18 protein-coding genes and 1 tRNA gene are annotated in these 21222 nt (G+C 61.1%); 7 read left to right on the top strand and 12 right to left on the bottom strand.

Annotated features, from left to right (window positions below; all coding sequences use genetic code 11):
- Positions 1-26: 26 nt before the first annotated feature.
- The 3 genes from ACW9JE_RS00625 to ACW9JE_RS00615 form a co-directional block, all read right to left on the bottom strand.
- Positions 27-488, bottom strand: coding sequence for an HvfA family oxazolone/thioamide-modified RiPP metallophore (locus tag ACW9JE_RS00625; protein WP_224541622.1), 462 nt, complete (start codon positions 486-488; stop codon positions 27-29).
- Between the two features lie 300 nt (positions 489-788).
- Positions 789-1730 (bottom strand): AEC family transporter, encoded by a 942-nt coding sequence (locus tag ACW9JE_RS00620; protein ID WP_224541620.1) that lies wholly within the window; start codon positions 1728-1730, stop codon positions 789-791.
- A 93-nt stretch (positions 1731-1823) separates the two neighbouring features.
- On the bottom strand, positions 1824-2930 hold the full coding sequence (locus ACW9JE_RS00615; protein WP_457431507.1) for a mandelate racemase/muconate lactonizing enzyme family protein: 1107 nt from the start codon (positions 2928-2930) through the stop codon (positions 1824-1826).
- A gap of 265 nt (positions 2931-3195) precedes the next feature.
- Between ACW9JE_RS00615 and ACW9JE_RS00610 the strand changes: the two genes are divergently transcribed.
- On the top strand, positions 3196-3927 hold the full coding sequence (locus tag ACW9JE_RS00610; protein ID WP_457431506.1) for a FadR/GntR family transcriptional regulator: 732 nt from the start codon (positions 3196-3198) through the stop codon (positions 3925-3927).
- A 57-nt stretch (positions 3928-3984) separates the two neighbouring features.
- On the opposite strand, the gene ACW9JE_RS00605 is transcribed toward ACW9JE_RS00610, so the two are convergent.
- The 4 genes from ACW9JE_RS00605 to ACW9JE_RS00590 form a co-directional block, all read right to left on the bottom strand.
- A complete protein-coding gene (locus ACW9JE_RS00605; RefSeq protein WP_224541614.1) occupies positions 3985-4443 on the bottom strand; it encodes a MarR family winged helix-turn-helix transcriptional regulator in 459 nt (152 codons plus the stop codon).
- A 147-nt stretch (positions 4444-4590) separates the two neighbouring features.
- Positions 4591-5043 (bottom strand): Ohr family peroxiredoxin, encoded by a 453-nt coding sequence (locus ACW9JE_RS00600; RefSeq protein ID WP_457431505.1) that lies wholly within the window; start codon positions 5041-5043, stop codon positions 4591-4593.
- Positions 5044-5107: 64 nt separating this feature from the next.
- Complete coding sequence (locus ACW9JE_RS00595) at positions 5108-5560, bottom strand: Ohr family peroxiredoxin (RefSeq protein ID WP_457431504.1); 453 nt, start codon at positions 5558-5560, stop codon at positions 5108-5110.
- A gap of 411 nt (positions 5561-5971) precedes the next feature.
- A complete protein-coding gene (locus ACW9JE_RS00590) occupies positions 5972-6835 on the bottom strand; it encodes a hypothetical protein (protein WP_224541606.1) in 864 nt (287 codons plus the stop codon).
- Positions 6836-7183: 348 nt separating this feature from the next.
- On the opposite strand from ACW9JE_RS00590, the gene ACW9JE_RS00585 reads away from it, so the two are divergent.
- The 5 genes from ACW9JE_RS00585 (at position 7184) to ACW9JE_RS00565 (ending at position 11241) form a co-directional block, all read left to right on the top strand.
- The gene (locus tag ACW9JE_RS00585; RefSeq protein ID WP_457431503.1) at positions 7184-7861 is read left to right on the top strand and encodes an NADPH-dependent F420 reductase; all 678 of its coding nucleotides are present in this window, start codon (positions 7184-7186) and stop codon (positions 7859-7861) included.
- Between the two features lie 33 nt (positions 7862-7894).
- Complete coding sequence (locus tag ACW9JE_RS00580; RefSeq protein WP_224537390.1) at positions 7895-8113, top strand: DUF4287 domain-containing protein; 219 nt, start codon at positions 7895-7897, stop codon at positions 8111-8113.
- 124 nt (positions 8114-8237) lie between these two features.
- Positions 8238-9260 carry an LLM class flavin-dependent oxidoreductase gene (locus ACW9JE_RS00575; RefSeq protein WP_224537392.1) on the top strand — a complete coding sequence of 341 codons (1023 nt, stop codon included), beginning with the start codon at positions 8238-8240 and terminating at the stop codon, positions 9258-9260.
- Positions 9261-9291: 31 nt separating this feature from the next.
- Positions 9292-10014, top strand: coding sequence for a haloacid dehalogenase type II (locus tag ACW9JE_RS00570; RefSeq protein ID WP_457431502.1), 723 nt, complete (start codon positions 9292-9294; stop codon positions 10012-10014).
- 240 nt (positions 10015-10254) lie between these two features.
- A complete protein-coding gene (locus ACW9JE_RS00565) occupies positions 10255-11241 on the top strand; it encodes an MBL fold metallo-hydrolase (protein WP_457431501.1) in 987 nt (328 codons plus the stop codon).
- A 177-nt stretch (positions 11242-11418) separates the two neighbouring features.
- On the opposite strand, the gene ACW9JE_RS00560 is transcribed toward ACW9JE_RS00565, so the two are convergent.
- From ACW9JE_RS00560 to ACW9JE_RS00540, 5 genes are all read right to left on the bottom strand, one after another.
- Complete coding sequence (locus ACW9JE_RS00560) at positions 11419-12837, bottom strand: efflux transporter outer membrane subunit (protein ID WP_457431500.1); 1419 nt, start codon at positions 12835-12837, stop codon at positions 11419-11421.
- Complete coding sequence (locus ACW9JE_RS00555) at positions 12834-16001, bottom strand: efflux RND transporter permease subunit (RefSeq protein ID WP_224537399.1); 3168 nt, start codon at positions 15999-16001, stop codon at positions 12834-12836. The genes ACW9JE_RS00560 and ACW9JE_RS00555 overlap by 4 nt, the downstream gene beginning before the upstream one ends.
- A gap of 12 nt (positions 16002-16013) precedes the next feature.
- On the bottom strand, positions 16014-17273 hold the full coding sequence (mexE, locus tag ACW9JE_RS00550; protein ID WP_457431499.1) for a multidrug efflux RND transporter periplasmic adaptor subunit MexE: 1260 nt from the start codon (positions 17271-17273) through the stop codon (positions 16014-16016).
- Between the two features lie 325 nt (positions 17274-17598).
- Positions 17599-18699 (bottom strand): polyamine ABC transporter substrate-binding protein, encoded by a 1101-nt coding sequence (locus ACW9JE_RS00545; RefSeq protein WP_224537403.1) that lies wholly within the window; start codon positions 18697-18699, stop codon positions 17599-17601.
- 266 nt (positions 18700-18965) lie between these two features.
- A tRNA-Gln gene (locus ACW9JE_RS00540) sits at positions 18966-19040 on the bottom strand.
- 334 nt (positions 19041-19374) lie between these two features.
- On the opposite strand from ACW9JE_RS00540, the gene ACW9JE_RS00535 reads away from it, so the two are divergent.
- On the top strand, positions 19375-21084 hold the full coding sequence (locus ACW9JE_RS00535; protein ID WP_224537405.1) for an amidase: 1710 nt from the start codon (positions 19375-19377) through the stop codon (positions 21082-21084).
- Positions 21085-21222 lie beyond the last annotated feature (138 nt).

Here is a 21222-nt window from a genome sequence, read left to right as displayed (position 1 = left end):
GTTTTTTTTACCGCCGCATCAAACCATCAGTTCTGCGCTTTGCTCATTTTGGTGAACAGCTCGGTCGGGACTTTCTTGCCGTTGGAGGTGTATTGGTTGGTGCGGAATTTGTAGACCTCGGCTTCGGACAGGTAGCCATCGCCGTTGGTGTCCATCGCCTTGAATTCTTCACCGCCTTGTGGCGCCACGGCCAGCAGTTCTTTCAGGGACACGCGGCCATCGTGGTCGGTGTCGGTGCGGGCGAAGGAGTCGTCGCCACACTTGCCTTCACCGCACTTGCCTTCGCTGGCCTTGGTCGCTTTGGCGCCGGTTTCGCTGGCACCGCACTTGCCTTCGCCACACTTGCCTTCGCTGGTTTTTTCCGCAGAGGCCAGTTGGTAGCCCTGTGGCAGTGCGTCGGCGGCGAAGGCGGTCGAAGCCAGGTTCATGCTGCCGGCCAGTGCAACTGCGATCAGGCCAATGCGGGATTTGTTGGACATACGGGACATGGTAATTCTCCAGATACAGTGTGCGGTCAATCCGCTTGGTTCAGGCGTTGAGCCGAGGTGCGAGTCGCGTTTGCTTTCTCGCTAAGGCAGGGCTATTTGACTGCAACCGTGTATCCCGGATGTATCCGGTTCGAGGTGCATTTGTATGCCAGTCTACTAAGGGTGGGGTTGGATACATGGCGATACACAGACACTGCGCAGTGGCCAAAAAAAAGATCGCAGCCTGCACCGGTTCCTACATGGAAGTGCATTCCAAAGCAGGAGCTGCCGCAGGCTGCGATCTCTTGAAACCGGCCGCCATCAGACCGAAGCGATCCCTCCATCGATCAGATAAATCGCCGCCGAGAACGTCACGATCGACAACACGGTACTGACCAGAATCGAAGTCGCCGCTTCGCTCTGATAGGCGCCCGTCTGATTGGCGAACATGGCCGGAATGGTCGCCGACGGCAGCGCACAGAGCAGGATCATCTGCTGCGCGTAGATTCCGTGCGTACCCAGCAAAATGGTCGCGGCGAACATCAGCACCGGATGGATGAACAGCTTGAGCCCGAGGTTGGTCCAGACCTCGCCCGACATCTGCAATTTCTCCGACGACATGATCAAGCCCAGGCACAGCAGGGAGACGCCTGGCGTGGCTTTGCCCAGCAGATTGAACGACTCCGCGGCCAGCGGCGGCAGCTTGACCTGCAGCAGCGAGAGCAGAATGCCCAGCGCCGGCGCCCACATCAGCGGACGGCGTACCGCACCCGAGAGGCTGGAGACGAAAGCCTCCCGGCCACTGCCCTTGCCATCGGCGATGGTCAGCAACATGGTGGTCAGCGGAATCATCACCAGGCTCGCCACCAGGTTGAGCACCAGCACCGAATAGATACTACCCGCTCCGTACATCGCGCCAAGGATCGGAATGCCCATGAAGGCTGCATCCGGGTAACCGTTGACGAACCCTTTGAGCGTCGCCACTTTCAGATCGCGAGTGGTGTACCAGCCGATCGCCAGTGCGATCAGGTACATGCCCATGATGCCGATGAAGGTGGCAACGACGAACTTGAAGTCGAACAACTGCTCACGGGGTGTACTCGCCATCCCGACAAACAGCAGCGCCGGGAAGATCCAGCCGAGCACCAGCCGGCTGATCAGCAGGCTGTCCGACTGGGTGAGTCGCCCACGTTTGCCGGCGATGTAGCCAAGCGCAATCACAAAGGCGACGGGCAGGATGGGTCCTACGATTCTGTCTAGCATTTGCTCAATCCTCGTATTTGTTTTTATCAAGAATGCGGCTGTGACCGATCGAGGCCGACGCATTCGTTGTGGCGTCGGCGACGATCGATGGGGTCAGGGTTTGAAGCGGTAATCGCGGATGACGTCCTGGTTCGGCTCGATGCCGAGTCCCGGCGCTTGCGGCACGTCGATGCGGCCGTTGCGCGGAATTATCGCGTCGCCATACAGCTGTGCTTCGAGGTCGAAGTAGCGCCATTCCACCAGGGACTTCGCTCCGCCAAGTGCCGCACTGCCATGCACCGCGGCCAGCAGGCCGGGACCGTCGTAGAAGGCGTGGACCATCACGGTGACGCCATGGGCGTTGGCCAGCGCATAGACCTTTTGCAGTTCGGTGATGCCACCCATTTTTGCCGGGCTTGGCTGCACGAAATCCACCGCGCCGGCTTCCAGCAGGTGCTGGAAATCCATCAGGGTCGAGGCGTTTTCGCCAGCCGCGACGGGAATCCCGCCCTGCTGCCGAACCCGTGCCAGTCCCGCGTAGTCTTCCGGCGGCCAGACGGGTTCTTCGATCCAGCGCAGGTTCAGCGGACGCAGTTTATCGGTCATGTCCAGCGCCTCACGCACCGACCACGGCGCATTGACGTCGAGGGTGATTTCCACGTCGGGACCCGCGGCTTCGCACGCGGCGCGAATCACTTCGGGATCGACTTCATGCAGTTTGAGATGGCGGAAACCGTCGTTGACCGCGCGCTGCACATTGACGCGGATGAGTTCCGGGTCGGCATAACGAATCAGGCTGGCGTAGGCCGCGAGCGACGTGGCCTCGCTGCCGCCGAGCAATTGATAGACCGGTTGTCCGGCCGCCTTGCCGGCGATATCCCACAGTGCGATATCGATAGCCGACAGTCCGTAGATGAACGCGCCGCTGCGACCGAACACGTGGAATTTCTTTTGCAGATCGCCCTGCAGTTTCTGCCGGCGCGTGACGTCACTGCCGAGCAATTCAGGCGCGAGAATCGTGTCGATCACCACCTTCACCGCTGGAATCGCGGTGAAACCAAAGGTTTCGCCGTAACCGACGATGCCTTCATCGGTGGTGATCTTGACCACCAGGGAGTCGACCATTTGCAGGTCTTTCGGTCCCCAGACCCCGCCGGCTGATTTGCCTCCCGTGGTGAAGGGAATGCGGAGCGGAATGGTTTCAATGCTGGCAATTTTCATAAGGCCGGGCCTCGGGCAGGTTGCGAAAACGGCGCGGTGATTTGGATTTTTTGCCGCGCCGGGTTGAGAACAACCTACCTGACGTCCTGTTGTCCTTCAACTGAACAACTTGTACTTTTTTGCGGGCCTTGCCATTTCAACTAATAACTAATTGATTTAATTGGTTTTATTATTTATGACGGTAGTGAACTTCAGTTTTAACTGTCTGGAACAAGTCTTCTGATGTAGATTAAGTAGACAAGTGAGAGGGATGAACATGAGTGAAATGAACCTGCAGCCCGTGGCGCGCCGACCGCATCTGGCGGAGCACATCGCCCGTTCGTTGAGTGAAGAGATCGCCTCCGGCCGGCTACGGCCAGGCGACCGTTTGCCGACCGAACAATTTCTCTCGCAGAACTTCGGTGTCAGCAGGAACGTTGTCCGGGAAGGGATCGCGACGCTTCGGGCCCAGGGGTTGATCCAGTCGCGCCAGGGTGTGGGCGTTTTCGTCGCCGCCCCTGCTCCATCCGCGCAACCGGTGTCGGCATCGCCGCGTGCCAGCGAGCCGATGCTCGACGGCGACAACACGGTGCGCAACATGTTCGAAGTACGGGCCGTACTGGAAAGCCAGGCCGCAGCCCTCGCGGCCTCGCACATGACACCGCGCAAACTGAAAATGATTCAGGCGGCGGTGCTGCGCATGCAGTACGAAGGCGAACCGACACTGGAAACGGTGAACGCCGACCTCGACTTTCATCGGGCCGTGGCGGCCGCTTCAGGCAATGATTATCTGGAGACGATGATTCGCACGGTGCTCGAACCGATGCGGGCCCTGATCACGATGAACTTCGCCCGGCGCGGTCCGATGTACAGCAACATTCCTCATGCGGCACGCGGGGAGCATGAAGAACTGGTTCAGGCTCTGGCCGACCGTAATGCCGAATCGGCTCGGCAGATCATGGGACAACACATTGTCGCCGCGGCATCTCGCTTCGGTTACGAGATCAATTTCTTCTGACACCACCCTCTGAGCATGGTTGTCTCATTGTTGAACAAGCGGATCACGTGATACCGCTTATTCCCTGTCTTTCGTCGTACGGATGAGGTTGTTCCGTAACTTCACGATGGCCTGCTGCATCTGCACGAAATCATCGGGGTCCAGCCCCGTCTGCGGAAAACCGTCTTCGGTCAGGCCTTCGCGCATCTCGCGCCCTTCCTTGGTGAGGCTGATGCGGACCTGGCGTTCGTCTTCCGGGTCGCGCTGGCGCAGCAGATAGCCCATCCCCTCCAGCTTTTTCAGGATCGGCGTGAGGGTGTTGGATTCCAGGAACAGCTTTTCGCCGAGACTGCCGACGGTCTGGTTGTCTTCCTCCCAGAGCGCGACGAGGGTGATGTATTGGGTGTAGGTCAGGCCGAGCCGTTCGAGCATGGGCTTGTATGCCTTGCCGAAGGCCAGGTTGGAGGAATAGACCGCAAAGCAGAGGAATTCAGAGAGCTTGAGGTCGAGGGCGGCGAGCTTCTTGGTCGATTTCATGAGCGTTCTCTGGGGCAAAAGACGAAGGGTTGCGAGGGTCGACTATACATCGCATGCGATGGTATCGGTAGTGCGCACTTTCCTCGTTCTATGAAAACGGACTGCCGGTTCACCAGGGATGTCCTGCTGAACCGGCAGTGTGTCGCGTCAAGCGGTGATGACGTTGATCGCGACATCGATGTTGCCGCGGGTGGCCTTGGAGTACGGGCAGATCGCATCGGCCGTGTGGGCCAGTTCAGTGGCGACCTCGTGGGTCAGGCCCGGTACACGCAGCGTCAGTCGGGCCTGGAGGAAGTACTCTGCACCGGTCTGGCCCAGGTCCACTTCGATATCGACCGCGGTATCGGCCGGCAGGGTCACTTTCGCCTGCTGGGCGGCCAGCCCCACCGCGGCGATGTAGCAGGCTGACCAGGCCCCGGCGAACAGTTGCTCGGCTTTCGGGTGCGGCTGGACGCCGGTGAAAACGTGCGCTGGCGTGGAACTGCCGGGCGACGACAGTTCGATGTCGAGACTGCCATTGTGGCCGCGCGAGGTGTTGCCGGTGCTGCTGCGGGTGGTGTGGGTTTTGCCGCTGGCCAGGACTTTTTCGATCTTGCTCATGATGGTTTCCTCAGGTTTACAGAGTTGTGATTCGTATACGCTTTAATCGTATACGTGATATTTATCAGGCGGTGAGTACGTTCAGGGCCATGTCGATGTTGCCGCGCGTGGCTTTGGAGTAAGGGCAGATGGAATCGGCGATGTGTGCCAGTTCGGTCGCCACGTCATGTGCCAGCCCCGGTACGCTCAGGGTCAATCGAGCCTGAAGGAAGTAGTCCGGCCCTGTCTGGCCCAGGTCCACCTCGATGTCGACGGCCATGTTTGCCGGCAACACGATGTTGCGCTCTTGAGCGACCAGCCCTACCGCTGCGGTGTAGCAGGCCGACCAGGCCCCGGCGAACAGTTGCTCGGCTTTCGGGTGTGGCTGGGTGGCGGCGAACACGTGGGCTGGCTGGGCAGCACCGGGCGAAGACAGCGCGATGTCGAGATTGCCGTTGTGGCCGCGCGAGGTGGTGCCGGTAGCGCTGTGGGTGGTGTGGGTTTTGCCGGTGGCCAGGACTTTTTCGATCTTGCTCATGGGGGCTTCCTCTCGATTCAAATTCTTATGCGATTTGATCGCATGCGATTATTAAGGTGTTAACAGATTTTTATCAGGCGGCGCAGATCCAGTTGTTGCCGTTGTGGCCATCGAAAGCGTGATGGGTGGAGCGGGACATATTGTGGTGGCTTTCGGTTTTCATGGCTGGATCTCCAAACGGCACAGGTTGAGTTTTATTTGTCGCTTTCGATTAGATCGCATGCGATGTACAGATAATCATCCAAACGCCTGGTGGTATCAAAGGATATTTTTCGAGAGGACGACGAACGGTCAGTGAGCGCACACAAAACCCCGTAGGAGCGAGGCTTGCCCGCGAAGGCGTCCGGCCAGTCGACACTGACCGGCCTGACACTACGCCTTCGCGGGCAAGCCTTGCTCCTACATTAGGGACTAGTTGCGTGCCTCGACTACGTCCATATCCGGGGCATCTGGAGCGTCCGGATCTCTGATTGCGCTGGCCTGGGCTCTGGCAGCATTGCGGTCCGCGTTGGCCTGTGCCTTGGCGGCGTCTCTGGTGGCGTCCGCAGTTGCCTTGGCTGCATCGCGGGTTGCATCTGCGTCGCGACGGGCCGCGTCACGGGTTGCATCGGCTGCGGCCCTGGCAGCATCGCGGGTAGCGTCGGCGTTTGGATCGCCAGCCCTTCTTGCCGCGTCACGCGCTGCGTCCGCGTTGGCCCTGGCCGTGTCTCTCGCCCTGTCTGCCGCAGCCTTGGCGGCATCGCGAGCAGCGTCTGCATCGGCGCGGGCTGCGTCTCGGGCTGCATCGGCATCATTGCGGGCAGCCGCTCGGGCAGCATTGTTGTCGTTACGGGCAGCGTCCCGGGCGCGACCGTTATCGTCGTTGGCGTCGTGGTTGCGGGCATTGTCCCGACCTCTGCCGCCAGTGTTTCCAGCGACGCCGCCATGACCGTTGCCGTCATGGCCTGAAGCGCCATGACCACCCCCGTCTCCATGGCCACCGCCATTGCCTGCACCACCGCCGCCGTTACCGCCTCCGCCGTCACCACCGTGGCCGCTTCCGCCGCCACCGTTGCCGGAACCGCCGCCGCCACCGCCATTACCGGACCCGCCGCCGTGGCCACCACCGCCACCACCGCTGCCGCCGTGTCCGCCTCCACCACCGCCTCCTCCGCCGCTACCGCCATCCCGGGCGTACGCGCTGGAGAAACCACTGATGTAATCCGGTACCAGGACAGTCGAAGCCGACAGGACTCCGCCTATGGCCAGGGCCAATAAACATTTGTTGATATGCATGTTGCACCTCCGCCTGGAGCTGCGTAGTCATTTCCATATCGAACGCAATCCCGTGAGTTCCAGCCGCCAAAAAGCGACCAGCCAACCGGCACGGACATAAATCTGCAGCATCGACAGCCACTGCGCTTTCCGCGCGATCCTTCAACGCCAGTTAGCACCTTTGCGTGGGAAATTTTCCCACATTTCCTTTAGAGAGGTACCCTTAACCCAAGTTCAACGGACAAACGGCACCACCCACCCATCAGCAGCCAATCCAAAAAACGCCTCGCGCCCTTCGCCCGCCTTTCGCATCTGCGCGGCCTCTACTACGGTGGTTACATCACTTTCCAACCCCCAGGGGTACAGAGCATGTTCAGAATCCTCGTTTTGCTGTTCTCCGGCCTGATTCTGTGCGCCGGACAGGCTGCGGCGGACGGCCTCAAGATCAGCGTGATCGGCGCCGGCAAGGTCGGTGGCACGCTCGGCACGCTTTGGGTCAAGGCCGGGCACTCGGTGATGTTCTCCTCACGCCATCCCGAGGAGTTGAGTGAACTGGTCAAGACCGCCGGCCCCAACGCCCAGGCAGGCTCAGTCGACGATGCCGCGAAATGGGGCGAGGTGATCGTGCTGAGCGTTCCCTACGGCGCCATGCCGGTGGTGGCGGAACAGCTCAAGGGCCATCTGAACGGCAAGGTGGTGTTCAGTACCAGCAACCCCTTCAGCGGGCGTGACGGCGATACCGGGCGCAAGGCGCTGGAAACCGGCGTTTCAGTGGCCGACCAGCAATACCTGCCCGGCGCGCACCTGGTGCGAGGATTCAATGCCATCGGCTACATGGCGATGAAAGATCAGTCCGGAGACGGCAAGGCGATTCCGGTCTTCGCCGACGATACCAAGGCCAAGGAAATGGGAGAACGGCTGGTACGCGACGCCGGCTTCGTTCCGGTGCCCTTCCCCCTGGCCCGAGCCGCTGAAGGCTTGCCGGGAGGCCCGCTCGCCGGCGTCTGGACCGAGGCGGATCTCAAGCAGAAACAGAACAGCAAGTGAGTATCAACGGACCGCAAAACTGGAGCTTGCAGCATGACCGAAGAGACAAAAGTAAAAGGACCTGCATCGTACTTTCCTTCGATTGAAAAGAAGTACGGGCAGCCGGTCTCTCACTGGCTGGACTTTCTCAAGACCCTGGATGGCAAGAAGCACATGGAAATGGTGGCCGTGCTCAAAAACGATCACGGCATGGGCCATGGGCATGCCAATGCCTTGGTTGCGTACCATCTGGCCTCTGCCAAGGGCGGCTAACGTTCGGGAACTCAGCGCATTCACAACTAACGGTTGAAGCTGTAACAAATGCACGGGGGGTACAGGTCATGGATGGCGCGGACTACATTAGCGCCATTCATCCCTTTCCCTTCGGGAGCATCCCATGAAAAAAATCGGCTTTCTGAATTTCGGGCACTGGACCCCGTCCCCGCATTCGCAGACCCGTTCAGCCTCCGACGTGCTGCTGCAATCGATCGATCTGGCCGTGGCGGCAGAGGAGCTGGGCGCGGACGGCGCGTATTTCCGCGTCCATCATTTCGCCCGGCAACTGGCGTCACCCTTCCCTCTGCTGGCGGCCGTCGGCGCCAAAACCAGCCGGATCGAAATCGGCACCGGCGTCATCGACATGCGCTACGAGAATCCTTACTACATGGTCGAAGATGCCAGCGCCGCAGACCTGATTGCCGGCGGGCGCCTGCAACTGGGCATCAGCCGCGGTTCGGGCGAGCAGGTCATGGATGGCTGGCGGCATTTCGGCTACGAGCCCCGCGAAGGCGAGACCCATGCCGACCTGGCGCGGCGCCACACCGAAGTGTTTTATGAACTGCTGCGTGGCAAGGGCTTCGCCGAACCTAACCCCCGGCCCATGTTTGCCAATCCACCGGGATTGCTGCGGCTCGAGCCCCATTCCGAAGGCCTTCGCGACAGGATCTGGTGGGGTTCGGGCTCCGAGGCGACCGCGGTGTGGGCAGCGCAGATGGGCATGAACCTGCAGACATCCACCCTGAAAAACGACGAGAACGGTCAGCCCCTGCACATCCAGCAGGCCGAGCAGATCCGGGTGTACCACGAGGCCTGGAAACAGGCCGGACACACCCGCCAGCCGCGCACGTCGGTCAGCCGCAGCATCTTTGCAATCACCAACGACATGGATCGCATGTACTTTGGCCGCAATGACCAGACCGAGGACACTATCGGTTTTCTCGAAGACGACACGCAAAGAATCTTCGGCCGCAATTACGCCGCCGAACCGGATGTATTGATCGAAGAGCTTGCCAAGGACGAGGCCATCGCAGCGGCGGACACCCTGCTGCTGACCATCCCCAATCAACTGGGCGTGGACTATTGCGCGCACGTCATCGAAAACATCCTCAAGCACGTCGCCCCTGCCCTCGGCTGGCGTTGAAGTGTTCCCCCGACTGCGCAGGAGACTGAACATGAGCGCACTGAATGAAGTCGGCTTTCTTGGCTTCGATGTCTTTGGCACCGTGGTCGACTGGCGAACCAGCGTCGCCCGGGAATCCGCGCCGTATTTGCAGCAACTCGGCGTGCAGATCGACCCGCTGGCCTTCGCCGATGAATGGCGGTCGCTGTACCAGCCGTCGATGCAGCGCGTACGCTCGGGTGAGCGGGCCTTTGTCACGCTTGACATTTTGAACCGGGAGAATCTCGAAGCGTTGATGGCCAGGCATGGCGTCGAAGCCGGACGACTCGACCCGGCCGATATCGCCGCCTGGAGCACGGCCTGGCAGAAGCTCGACCCATGGCCTGACTCCGTCGAAGGCCTCACGCGCCTGAAACGACGTTTCGCCATCGGCCCGATCTCTAACGGCCACATCGCCGGCATGATGAACCTCGCCCGCTACGGCGGCCTGCCCTGGGACGTCATCACCGGCGCCGAACTCGCCCGCGCCTACAAACCTCAGCCGGAGGTTTATTTCCGGTCGGCAGAAGCCGTGGGTCTGCCACCTAATCGCGTGGCCATGGTGGCGGCGCACAACAGCGATCTTGTCGCGGCACGGGCTTGCGGGTTTCGCACGGTGTTCGTCAGACGACCCGTGGAGCATGGGGCTGGACAGACAATCGATTTGCAGCCGGAACAGGATTGGGATGTAGTCGCGGAGTCCATGATCGAGCTTGCCGCATTACTCAACTGCTGAAGCATTACCTGTAGGAGCGAGCAGGCTCGCGATGGTCGCCAACGATGACGCGGGGAGCCTGATACCCCGCGGCGTTCTCGGGTGCATCGCGAGCATGCTCGCTCCTACAGAGGGGGATGCACGCCCTGCATTTTCATAATACGAAAATTGCACTTCTGCCCCCGCTCCACCGCCGCGTAGGGTTTCAGGACCGATCGATCCTTTTTCAACGGTCGGACCTGACACTGTCGAGAAACCGAAATGACCTGCGCTGAAAAACCTCCTGCCCCATTGTCTGCCCATTTCCTGCTGTCCGCGATTATCGCCACCACCTCGTTACTCGGCGCCGGCCTGGCGTTTGCCGTCGATGAGAAACCTGTTCAGGACGACTATTTCCACACCGGTGCCGGCCATCATTATTTGCTGCGGGCGGATACGGATATCGTCACCCACCACCTTCGTGACAACGTCAGTGTGCTGGAGGGTTCCGGTGGGAATATCGTGGTGTTGTCGGGCAAGGACGGGAAGTTTCTGGTGGATGCCGGTATCAGCAAGAACCGGGAGAAGGTCAAGGCGGCGCTCATGGCGATCAGCCCGGCGCCGGTGAAGTATGTGGTCGACACCCACTGGCATTGGGATCACACCGACGGCAATGCCTGGTTGAACGCGGATGGCGCGACCATCGTGGCGCAGGTCAATACGCTGAAGCATCTGTCGCAGACGACCCATGTCGATGACTGGAACTGGACTTTCCAGCCGGTTGCGAAAGACGCTCAACCGACAGTGCTGGTGGATCGGGAGAAGAGTTTCAACTTCGATTCCAGCCGAATCAAGGTCGAGAATTTCGGCCCCGGTCACTCCGATGGCGACCTGTCGATCTACTTTGAAAAAGCCGATGTTCTGGCGATGGGCGATACGTTCTGGAATGCCGGTTATCCGTTTATCGACAACCAGGATGGCGGCAGTATCGATGCAGCGATCCACTGGGCCAACGAAGCGATTGCGCGCACCACGGATCACACGCTGGTGATTCCGGGGCATGGTCCGGTGGGGACACGGGCGCAGGTTATCGAGTTTCGCGACATGCTGGTGGGCGTGCGCGATAACGTCGCACGGCTCAAACAACAGGGTAAGTCGCTGGAGGAAGTTGTCGCGGCGAAACCTTCGGCGGCGTTTGACGGGAAATGGGGGCATTTCGTGATCAAGCCGGATTTCTTTGTGAAGCTGGTGTATGCCGGTTTGAAGTGATTTGAGGGATCCCAGCCAAACACGCCCTTTGTAGCAGCTGGCGAAGCCTGCGTCCGGCTGCGAAGCAGTCGTAAATCCATGCACCGCGGTGTTTCAGATAGATCCGGTGCACAGGTTTTGCGACTGCTACGCAGCCGGACGCAGGCTGCGCCAGCTGCTACAGGGTCCGTGTCATGATCAATTCATCGCTGTAACCTGTTTGCCCCCTGCATCCCACCCGCCGCCCAGCGCCTTGTAGATCGCGACGATCCCCCGATACTGATCGATCTCGCCCTGGGCCTGGGCATCTTCGGCGTTCAGGCGTTCACGCTCGGCGTCGAGCAGCACCAGATAATCCACCGAACCTTCCTTGTACTGGATGCCCGCCAGGTCCGCCGCCTTGCGGCTCGACTCGCTTTGCCTGATCAGCGACAACAGCCGCTGCTGGCGTTTGCCGTAGTCGCTGAAGGCGTTTTCCGATTCTTCCAGCGCCAGCAACACCTGCTGTTCATAGGTGGCCAAAGCGCCTTCGGCATCGGCGTTGGCACCACGGATGCGCGCTCGCACGCTGCCCAGATCGAACGCTGCCCAAGTGATGCTCGGGCCGAGGCTCCAGGCACGAGCGGCGCTGGATCCGATCTGCGAACCGCGCCCGGCGGTAAAGCCCAGGAAACCGCTCAGGCTGACCCGTGGGAACAGGTCGGCGGTGGCCACGCCGACATCCGCTGTTGCCGACGCCAGCCGGCGCTCCGCCGCCATCACATCCGGACGACGACGCAGCAGCTCGGCGGGATCACCGATCGGCAGCGCCTTGGCGATAGCCGGAATATCTTTGGGGCTCAGCAAGACACTCATCTGCTCGGGACGCTCACCCAGCAAGGTGGCGATGCGGTTTTTCTGCCGCACCTGCTCCGCTTGCAGCTGCGGCACGCTGGCTTCGACGGCCGCCAGTCGCGCATCGGCGCGCACCACATCCAGTTCGTTGCCGACGCCGGCATCGCGCAGGCTGACCGTGACGCTGCGCGAGTCGTTCTGGTTCTTCAGGTTGGCCAGGGCGATTTTCTCCCGCAGTTGCGCACCGCGCAGTTGCCCGTAGGCATCCACCAGCTCGGCGATCATCGTCACCCGCAGCTGATACAGATCCGCCGCCGCGGCATCTTCCAGGGCATCGCTCGATTCAAGCTGACGCTGGATGCGCCCGAACAGGTCGATCTCCCAAGCCATGTCCAGACCCAGATCGTAGCGCTCGGTATTCACCCGGCTCTCGGTCTGCCCCGGCACCTGCGAGCGACCCTGCACGCTGCTCACGCGGCTGGTGACCACCGGCAGATTGTCGTTACTGATGTCGTCGCGAATCGCCCGGGCCGCTTTCCAGCGGGCGAAGGCCACGCGCAGGTCGCGGTTGCCTTGCAGGGATTGGCTCACCAGCTGGTTGAGCGTCGGATCGTCGAACTGCTGCCACCACACCGATTCGAATCGCGACTGATCGTAGTTGGCCGCTTTCGCATAAGTGCTTGAGGCCGGTGGCGTGTCGGGGGTCTTGTAATCCGGACCGACCGTGCAAGCCGCCAGGGCGCTCACCAGAAGGCTGGGCAAAAACAACTTCAGAGCTTTCATGGTTGTACCTCCAGTTTCAGCGCGCGGGCCTTTTTACGTTCGATAAAGCGGCGAATGAGGACAAAGAACACCGGTGTCAGCAGCAGGCCGAAGAAGGTCACGCCGAGCATTCCGGAGAACACCGCAACGCCCATGGCCCGGCGCATTTCGGAGCCTGCGCCGCTGGAAGTTACCAGCGGGACCACTCCCATGATGAAGGCGAACGAGGTCATCAGGATCGGCCGCAGACGCATGCGGCAGGCCTCCAGCACGGCATCAAGCGGCGACAGGCCCTGGTCCTGTCGATCCTTGGCGAACTCGACGATCAGGATCGCGTTCTTGCACGCCAGGCCCACCAGTACGATCAGGCCGATCTGGGTAAAGATGTTGTTGTCGCCCTTGGAGATGATCACCCCGGCAATCGCCGACAGCAGCGTCATGGGCACGATCAGGATCACCGCCAGTGGCAGGCTCCAGCTTTCGTACAACGCCGCCAGCACCAGGAACGCCAGCAACACGCAGAGCGGGAACACCAGCAGCGCGGTGTTGCCGGAAAGGATCTGCTGGTAGGTCAGGTCGGTCCATTCGTAGGTCATGCCGTTGGGCAATTCCTCCTTGAGCAGCTTCTCGATAGCGGCCTGGGCCTGGCCGGAGCTGTAACCAGGGGCGGCGGCACCGTTGATTTCCGCGGTGAGGAAACCGTTGTAGTGCGAAACCCGGTCCGGCCCCGAGGTCGGACTGACCTTGACGAAGGTGGCCAGCGGAATCATCTCGCCGCGATCGTTGCGCACCTTCAACTGGCCGATCTGCTCCGGTTCCTGGCGAAATTGTTGTTCGGCCTGCACGTTGACCTGATAGGTGCGGCCAAAACGGTTGAAGTCGTTGGCGTACAGCGAACCGAGGTAGACCTGCAGGGTGTCGAAAATATCGTTGATCTTCACCCCGTGATTCTTGGCCTTCTCCCGGTCGATGGCCGCTTCGACTTGCGGCACGTTGACCGTGTAGCTGGTGAACACCCTGGCCAGTTCCGGCACGTTGCGGCTCTTGGCAATGATGTTCATGGTCTCCTTGTACAGCTCGTCGTAGCCCAGATTGCCGCGGTCCTCGATCTGCAGACGGAAGCCGCCGATGGTGCCCAGGCCCTGGACCGGCGGTGGCGGGAATACGGCGGTGTAGGCGTCCTGGATCTCGCCGAACTTGGCGTTGAGCGAGGCTGAAATCGCCCCGGCGGACAGGCTCGGGTCCTTGCGCTCATCGAACGGGCGCAGGCCGATGAAGGCGATACCGGAGTTCGGGCTGTTGGTGAAGCCGTTGATCGACAGTCCCGGAAACGCCACGGCGCTGTCGAAGCCCGGCTCGTTCATGGCGATGGTGCTCATGCGCCGGATCACCGACTCGGTGCGATCCAGGCTCGCGGCATCCGGCAGCTGCGCGAAGGTCACCAGGTACTTCTTGTCCTGGGTCGGCACGAAACCGGTCGGCGTGGTGCTGAAGCCCATGTAGGTCAAGGCGATCAGCCCGGCGTAAAGCAGCAGGGCAATCCCGCTGCCGCGGATGATCTTGCCTACGCCGACCACGTAGCCGCGACTGGCCTTCTCAAAAACTCGGTTGAACGGCTTGAACAGCCAACCGCCGAGCATCCGGTCCAGCACCTTGGAGAAGCGGTCTTTCGGCGCGTCATGGGCCTTGAGCAATACCGCCGCCAGCGCTGGCGACAGGGTCAGGGAGTTGAACGCCGAGATCACCGTCGAGATGGCGATGGTCAAAGCGAACTGCTTGTAGAACTGCCCGGTGAGCCCGGAAATGAACGCCGCCGGTACGAACACGGCGCAGAGCACCAACGCGGTCGCGATGATCGGCCCGGTCACTTCGCCCATGGCTTTGCGGGTCGCTTCGGCCGGTTCCAGCCCGGACTCGATGTTTCGCTCGACGTTCTCCACCACCACGATGGCGTCGTCGACCACGATGCCGATGGCCAGCACCAGGCCGAACAGCGACAGCGCGTTGAGCGAAAACCCGAGAAGATGCATCACCGCGAAGGTACCGATCAGCGACACCGGCACCGCCACCAGCGGGATGATCGAGGCACGCCAGGTTTGCAGGAACAGGATCACCACCAGCACCACGAGGATCAGCGCCTCGAACAGCGTGTGCACCACCGCTTCAATGGAGCTGCGCACGAAGATGGTCGGGTCGTAGACGATTTCGTAGTCCATGCCTTCGGGGAAGCTTTTCTTCAGCTCCGCCATCTTCGCCCGCACCTGATCGGACACGTCGATGGCATTGGCACCCGGACGCTGGAAGATCGGCATCGCCACCGCTTCCTGGTTGTTGAGCATGGCGCGCAAGGCGTATTGGTTGGAGCCCAGTTCGATCCGCGCGATGTCCTTCAGACGAGTAATTTCGCCGTTCGGGCCACTGCGGATGATCACGTTTTCAAATTCTTCCTCGGTGACCAGCCGGCCCTGGGAGTTGATCGACATCTGGAAGCTGGTGGCATTCGGCGCTGGCGGCGAGCCAAGCTGGCCTGCGGCGACCTGGCGGTTCTGCTCGCGCACCGCGTTGACCACATCGGTGGCGGTCAGGTTGCGCGAGGCGGTCTTGTCCGGGTCGAGCCAGATGCGCAGCGAGTAGTCGCCGATACCGAACATCTTCACGGTACCGATGCCTTCCAGGCGCGCCAGCTCATCCTTCACATTGAGGATCGCGTAGTTGGACAGGTAGAGCATGTCGTAGCGCTTGTCCGGCGAGATCAGGTGTACCAGCAGGGTCAGTTCCGGCGAGGCCTTGTCGACGGTGATGCCGATGCGCGTCACCTCCTCCGGCAGCTTCGGTTCGGTACGAGTCACGCGGTTCTGCACCTGGACCTGGGCGTTATCCAGATCGGTGCCCAGGGCGAAGGTTACGGTGAGGGTCAGGCGGCCATCGGCGGTCGACTGCGAGGACATGTAGAGCATGTTCTCGACACCGGTAATCGCCTGTTCCAAAGGCGCGGCCACGGTTTCGCCGATGACCTTGGGGTTGGCCCCCGGATAGCTGGCTTGAACCACCACGGTCGGTGGCACGACTTCCGGGTATTCGCTGATCGGCAGCTGGAACAGCGAGATGGCGCCGGCGATCAGGATCAGCAGCGACAGCACCGCGGCAAAGATCGGCCGGGTGATAAAGAACTGAGAGAATTTCATGTCGGTGGGCCCTTATCCGCGAGGTGTCAGAGCCGCATCCGTCTTCACCAGGGCGGGTGATTTGACGGCTGCGGACGATGGGCTTGCAGGTTGATTGCTCGCTTCGACGGCCTGGCGCTGACGGGTCAGGGCCGCGACGGTTTCCGCGTCGGCCATCGGTGCGTCCTGCGGCGCGACCACAGCACCCGGGCGGACCCGTTGCAGGCCGTTGATGACGATGCGGTCTTCTTTCTGCAGGCCGCTGCGCACGATGCGCAGGCCTTCAAGCTTCGGCCCCAGTTCGACGTTGCGGTACAGGGTCTTGTTGTCCTGATCGACCACCAGCACGAACTTCTTGCCCAGGTCGGTGCCCACCGCTTCGTCCCTGATCAACAGACCCGCGTAGGCGGCGCTGCCCACCAGTTTCAGGCGCGCATAGAGGCCTGGGGTGTATTGGCCGTCGGCGTTATCGAACACCGCGCGACCGCGGATGGTGCCGGTCTTGGGATTGACCTGATTGTCGACGAAGTTCATCTGCCCCAGGTGCGTGTTGCCCTCCTCGTTCGACAGGCCCATGTACACGGGAGTGGTCTGGCTACGCTGGCCCTGGCGGGCGAGTTTTCCGTACTTGAGGAACAGGCGCTCATCGGCATCGAAATAGGCGTAGACCTTGTCGGTGGAGACCACACTGGTCAGCGCCGTGGTGTCGGCAGTGACGATGTTGCCGGCGGTGATTTCCGCGCGACTGACGCGACCGCTGATGGGCGCGGTGACGCGGGTGAAGCTCAGGTTCAGGCGCGCCAGATCGAGCTGGGCCTGGATCGCATCGACGCCGGCCTTGGCCTCCTGGGCGGTGGTGTTGCGGGTGTCGGCCAGCTCCGCGGAAATCGCGTTACTGCCCAACAGGCGCTGCCCGCGCTGGGCTTCGTTGGCGGTGCGCACCAGGGTGGCCCGGGCTTGTTGCAGCTGGGCTTCGAAGCGATGCACCTCATGTTCGAACGGCCGTGGATCCATCTGAAACAGCAGGTCGCCCTTCTTCACCAGCTCGCCATCGGTGAAGGCCACCCGTTCGATCTGCCCCGATACCCGTGGGCGGATTTCGACGGTTTCCGGCGCCTCAAGGCGAGCGGTGACTTCATCCCACTCGGTGATGGGCTGCTCGATAACCTTGGCGACCGTGACATGGGGTGCTCCGGGTGCGTTGGCGGCCACCGGTGCGCGATCGCAGGCGCTGAGCAGAGTGAGCGCCAATGCGGCAAACGGGTAACGAAGAGATTTGAGTGATTGATCCATGGGGGTGTCCGCCAGACGTTGTGAAGGTTCACCGGCATTTTTATTGATGATGAACGTCATTTATAAGGTCAAAAAAAACCAAAGGGTTTCACTCAGTCTCGCCCAGAGGCTTTGGCCCCTGCGTTCGACATGTGCGCTGACAATATATTACGAACATAATCAATACAAGCCTGAAGCCGACGACATGCACCCCATTTGCACACCACGTTCACCTGTAGGAGCGAGCTTGCTCGCGATGAACGTCCAGACACCGCGGGCATTCAGACAGCCAGCGCTATCGTTGACGACCATCGCGAGCAAGCTCGCTCCTACAGGGGGGATCGGGTTATTTGTCGGATTTGATGGCGGTCCAGACTCGGGTGCGCACCCGCTCCAGCTTCTGCGGCAATGGCTGCACCACGTACAGCGTTGCCAGGGCCTGTGGCGTGGGGGTCAGGTTGGGGTTGCCGGTGATTTCCTTGTTGATCAGCGGCAACGAATCCTTGTTCACGTTCGGGTAGCCAAGGAAATCGCTGATAGGGGCGATGACTTTCGGGTCGAGCAAGGTGTTGAGGAATTCGTGGGCTTCCTCGACATTCTTCGCGCTTTTCGGGATGGCGAAGGTGTCGAACCAGATCGGCGCACCCTCCTTCGGCAGACGCCAGTCGACCACCACGCCGTTGCCCGCTTCCTTGGCGCGGTTGCCGAACTGATAGAAGCTGCCGGAGTAACCGATGGCCACGCAGATGTCGCCGTTGGCGATGTCGGTCATGTATTTGGCGGAGTTGAAATAGGTGACATAGGGGCGAATCTTGAGCATCAGCGCCTTGGCTTTCTCGTAGTCAGCCGGGTTCTGGCTGTTCGGGTCCAGCTTCAGGTAATGCAGGGCCAGCGGCAGGATCTCCGATGGCGAGTCGAGCATCGCTACGCCGCAGGACTTGAGCTTCTCCATATTCTCGGGCTTGAACACCAGATCCCAGCTGTCCACCGGCGCGTTCTCGCCCAGCGCCGCCTTGACCTTGGCCGGGTTGAAGCCGATCAGCACGGTGCCGTACATGTAGGGCACGCCGTACTGGTTGCCCGGGTCATTGGCGTCGAGCAGCTTGAGCAGTGCCGGGTCCTGATGCTGCCAGTTGGGCAACTTGGACTTGTCGAGTTTCTGGAACACACCGGCCTTGATCTGGGTTTCGATGAACTGGTTCGACGGCACCACCAGGTCGTATCCGGAGTTGCCGGTCAGCAGCTTGGCCTCCAGGGATTCGTTGGTGTCGAAGGTGTCCCAGGTGACCTTGATGCCGGTCTTGTCGGCAAAATCCTTGGGCACGGACGGCAGGATGTAATCCGCCCAGTTGTAGACCCTCAACTCGCGCTGTTCGGCGTGCACGGCGCTGGCCAGCAGCGACAGCCCGCAAACCGTGGCGCCCAGGATGCGTTTCATGGTGTCCATGGATCAGTTCCCCAATGTCAGCTCGTTGGTTTTTTTCTGTTTTGTAGACGGCAGTGGCCGCAGGAACGGCCAAGGGCAAAGAAGATCAAGGTCTCTGGTTGTGACTTTGATTCTTGCTGACAGGTTAGTCGGTTCACAGCGTGAGGCAGGCCAAAAGGGGATCGAAATGGCCAATATCCGTGTCCGGATGGATCTGGAAGGGTTTAAAGCGGGTATAAAAAAAACGCCAGCTCCTTGCGGAACTGGCGTTTCTGATACTGCGAATATGGCAGGGGCGGCTGGATTCGAACCAACGCATGGCAGGATCAAAACCTGCTGCCTTACCGCTTGGCGACGCCCCTGCGAATGTTGCTGTGAATGCCTGGCATTCGATCCCTGATTCACGCCCTGTTTAAGGGTGTGTTTCGGAATGCGCGGAAATTTACCAACATTTGTTTCGTCTGTGAAGCCCTTCGAGTAAATTTTTTTCTTTGAAAACAGCGACTTGTTAAACGACATGTGTGCGGTTTGCGGCAGAATGCGACGCCGAGGTTGAAATCCAGCCCCCGTCGCGTAAGGCTGTGCAACCCGTAACACTATAAAAATACCCTTTCAGAAAAGTGATGTTCCCGTGCTCCAGATCTCCCTTGAGGCAATCATTAATCGCCTTCCCCTTTCGCTGCCGGTGGTAACCGTATGATCGAAGTCACCGAAGTTTCCATTGCTCAACTGCGCGCCGCGCTCGAATCCGGCCAGACCACGGCAGTCGAATTGGTGCAGGCCTACCTCGCCCGCATCGATGCCTTTGATGGTCCCGAGACGTCAACGGCGCTCAATGCCATGGTGGTGCGCAACCCAGATGCGCTCAAGGAAGCGCAGGCCTCGGACGAGCGTCGCGCCAAGGGCCAGACCCTCGGCCCGCTCGACGGCATTCCCTATACCGCCAAGGACAGTTACCTGGTCAAGGGCCTGACCGCGGCATCCGGCAGCCCAGCCTTCAAGGATCTGGTTGCGTACCGCGATGCCTTCACCGTCGAGCGCCTGCGCGCTGGCGGGGCGATCTGCCTGGGCAAGACCAACATGCCGCCGATGGCCAATGGCGGCATGCAGCGCGGGGTCTATGGCCGGGCGGAGAGCCCGTACAACGCTGACTATCTCACTGCGCCCTTCGCGTCCGGTTCGTCCAACGGTGCCGGTACGGCGACTGCCGCCAGCTTTGCGGCGTTCGGTCTGGCCGAGGAAACCTGGTCCAGCGGTCGCGGCCCGGCGTCGAACAACGGCCTGTGCGCCTACACGCCTTCGCGCGGGGTGATTTCGGTGCGCGGCAACTGGCCGCTGACGCCGACCATGGATGTGGTCGTGCCCTTCGCCCGGACCATGGCCGACCTGCTCGAAGTGCTCGATGTGGTGGTGGCCGAAGATCCGGACAAACGCGGCGACCTGTGGCGCCTGCAACCCTGGGTGCCGATTCCGAGCGTCGCCTCGGTGCGCCCTGCTTCCTACCTTGAGCTGGCGGCGAAGGCCGACTCGCTCGCGGGCAAGCGCTTCGGCATTCCGCGCATGTACATCAATGCCGACCCTGAAGCGGGTACCAGCGAAGCGCCGGGCATCGGAGGTCCGACCGGCCAGCGCATCAACACCCGTGATTCGGTGATTGGTTTGTGGCAGCAGGCGCGTCAGGCTCTGGAGGCTGCAGGCGCCGAAGTAATTGAAGTGGATTTCCCGCTGGTTTCGAACTGCGAAGGCGATCGTCCGGGAGCCCCGACGGTGTTCAATCGCGGGATCGTTTCCAAGGAGTTCCTGCACCATGAATTGTGGGATCTGACGGCGTGGGCGTTCGATGATTTCCTGCAGGCAAACGGCGATCCGAAGCTGAACCGGCTGGTGGACGTCGATGGTCCGCAGATTTTCCCGCACGATCCCGGCACCCTGCCTAACCGCGAGGGAGACCTGGCAGCGGGGATGGATGAATACGTGAAGATGGCAGAGCGCGGGATTACGCCTTGGGATCAGATCAGTACCGTGCCTGATGGTCTGCGTGGGCTGGAGCAGACCCGCAAGATGGACCTTGAGGACTGGATGGATCGCCTGGGTCTGGATGCGGTGCTGTTCCCGACGGTGGCCGATGTGGGCCCGGCGGATGCGGACGTCAATCCGGCTTCGGCGGATATCGCCTGGAGCAACGGGATCTGGGTGGCCAACGGCAACCTCGCCATCCGCCACCTGGGTGTACCGACGGTGACCGTGCCGATGGGTGTGATGCCCGACATCGGCATGCCGGTGGGCCTGACCTTCGCCGGTCGTGCCTATGACGATTCGGCGTTGCTGCGCTTTGCAGCGGCGTTCGAATCCACCGGGAGCAAGCGCCGGATTCCACCGCGTACGCCGCCGTTGTCTGGCCACTAACACCGCCAAACCACTGTGGGAGCGGGCTTGCCCGCGATGAGGCCAACACATTCAACAGAGATGTCGGCTGAACTGACGCCATCGCGGGCAAGCCCGCTCCCACAGAATTTGCGCCTTACGCAACTATTGTGATCGCCG

Source organism: Pseudomonas sp. SDO55104_S430 (assembly GCF_054070595.1).
This window is presented reverse-complemented; position numbering and strand designations above follow the sequence as displayed.